Below are 2,392 nucleotides of genomic sequence, written 5' to 3'. Positions count from 1 at the left end.
GCTGATCCGGAGTCGGACGAATGCAATCGACCGGGCACTCGGAGACACAACTCGCGTCGTTACAGCAACGCTGCGTGATTACGTAAGCCATGCGCTTGCTCCTCGTGTCGGTGCCGTGGCCCGGGGGGTCCGCTCTCATTCTGCACTAACGTCATTCTCTAAGCGAGAGCATGGTGTTCTCGTCAGGGCCGGTCGAACCCCGCCGCGGCGAACACCGGCCGGGCCTGCTCGGACGTCACGAACTGGACGAACGCCGCCGCGGCCGTGCCGTTGGGCGCCGCGGCGAGCGGCGCGATGGGGTAATCGTTGACGGCGCTCGCCGCCTCCGGGAAGTCGATGCCCTGCACCTTGCTCCCCGCCGCGCGCACATCGGTGCGGTAGACGAGCGCGGCGTCGACCTCGCCCAGCGTGACCTTGGTGAGCGCGGCTTTGACGTCGGCCTCCCTGGTATCCGGCTGCGGGGTGATGCCCGCGGCTTGGAAGACCGTGGCCGCGGCGGCCCCGCAAGGCACCTGCTCGGCGCAGAGCGCGAGCTTCGGCCCGGCCCTGCCGAAGTCGGCCAAGCCGGTGATGCCCCCGGGATTTCCCGCCGGGACGGCGATCTCGAGGCGATTGCGGACGAAGGTGACCGGCGCGGCGGTGACGTCGCCGCCGTCCTGGACCTGCTGCATGTTCCGCGGCGCCGCGGCGGCGAAGACGTCGGCGGGGGCGCCCTGGCCGATCTGCTGGGCGAGCGCCGAGCTGGCCCCGAAGTTGTAGACCACCCGCACGCCGGGGTGCGCGGCCTCGAACTGCGCGCCGAGGTCGGTGAAGGTCTCGGTCAGCGAGGCGGCGGCGAAGACGGTCACGGTGCCGGAGACCGAGTCCGATGACCCGGTGTCCTCGGTCCCGCACCCGGCGATCACGGCCACCGCGGCGACGACGGCTCCCAGTTTGCGCATCATGTTCGACCTCGTCCCGTCCATCTGTGACCCGCAGATGCGAATCCGATGGGATCTTATCGGCGCAATCACCAAATCAAGTAGCGAACTGATCCGCTACTGCGTATCTCGGGGTGCCCGGCTCGCCGTGATCGCAACGGGCGGTCCCGCACCACACCGGTCGTAGAGTCGATGCGGTGACGATCGAGATCGGGGTGGCGTCGAGCGAGGCCGAGGTCGAGGCGGCGGCGGAGGTGTTCCGGGTCGCCATGGTCGGAATCCCGCCGCGAGACGTTCCGGCGGGCGAGGTGAACGAACCCGGCCGCACCCTGCTGGCCAGGGTGGACGGCCTTCCGGCCGGTGCGGCCACGGCGTACACCGGCAGGCTGGTGGTGCCCGGTGGCGCGCGGGTGCCGCACGCCGGGGTCACCCGGGTGGGGGTGCTGCCGACACACGCCAGGCGCGGCATCGGGAGCGCGCTGCTGCGGCGCCACCTCGCCGATATCGCCGACCGGGGCGAGGTCGTGGCCGGGCTGCGCGCTACCCAGGGCGGTATCTACGAGCGGTTCGGCTACGGCGTGGCGAGCCGCTCGGCCGCGGTGCGGGTCGACACCGCCGCGGCTCGGCTGCGGCCGACCCTGCCACCGTCCGGGCCGGTGCGCTACGCCGAACGCGCCACCGCCTTCGAGACGCTCGCGAGAATTCACGCGCGGCTCGATCTTTCGCGGCCCGGCGAGATCGACCGCTCTCCGTACTGGTGGCGCATCCGCGAACTCTTCGACAGCGGCGATTCGCACGTCGTGCTGCACGGGGAGCCCGGCGCCGAGGACGGCTTCCTCCGATACCGTGCGGTCGACACCACCGACTGGCCGCGCAGCACCGGCCGCGCGGTGCGCGTCGGCGACCTGGTGGCGGGCTCACCGGTGGCGCTGCTCGGGCTGCTCCGCCATCTCTTCGCGCTGGATATCGTGCACCGGGTCGAATTCCCCATGGTGGCAACCGATTTCCCGCTCGCAGAGCTGGTGACCGACGAGCGCGCGGTCACCGTCACCGGTATCGGGGACGAGACCTGGCTGCGCCTGGTCGACGTGCCCGCCGCGCTGGCGAGCCGCAGTTACGGGCCCGCCGAGCCGGTGCTGCTCGGCATCACCGACCCGATCCTGCCCGGCAACTCCGGCACCTACCGGGTGAGCGCCGGGGAAGCCACCCGCACCGAGGCGGAACCCGAACTCACCGCCGACGTCTCGGCCCTCGCCGCCGCCTACCTCGGCGGCACCCCCTGGCGGCACCTGGTCCTCGCCGGACGCGCCGCGGAGCAGCGCACCGGCGCCGCGGCGGCCGCCGACGCGCTCTTCGGCACCGCCGCACCGCCGTTCAGCGGTACCTTCTTCTAGTGTTCCGCGCCTGAAATCCGTTGAAGATATCGGGCGAGGGAGTCCAGGATTTCCTCGGCGGTCTTGCGCCAGATGAAG

The 2,392-nt window shown here is 71.6% G+C and carries 2 protein-coding genes; one reads left to right on the top strand and one right to left on the bottom strand.

Translation table 11 applies throughout. The features are described 5' to 3' along the window. Positions 1-182: 182 nt before the first annotated feature. Positions 183-944, bottom strand: a complete 762-nt coding sequence (gene modA / locus ACFO0B_RS28495; RefSeq protein WP_378616282.1) for a molybdate ABC transporter substrate-binding protein — start codon at positions 942-944, stop codon at positions 183-185. 173 nt (positions 945-1,117) lie between these two features. Between modA and ACFO0B_RS28490 the strand changes: the two genes are divergently transcribed. Further along, entirely contained in the window at positions 1,118-2,314 is a 1,197-nt protein-coding gene (locus tag ACFO0B_RS28490) for a GNAT family N-acetyltransferase (protein ID WP_378616280.1), read from the top strand. Positions 2,315-2,392: the final 78 nt, after the last annotated feature.

The organism is Nocardia jiangsuensis (assembly GCF_042650385.1).
Taxonomy (GTDB): Bacteria; Actinomycetota; Actinomycetes; order Mycobacteriales; family Mycobacteriaceae; genus Nocardia; species Nocardia jiangsuensis.
Note: the sequence above shows the minus strand (reverse complement) of the source record. Positions and strands in the feature narration are given on the sequence as shown.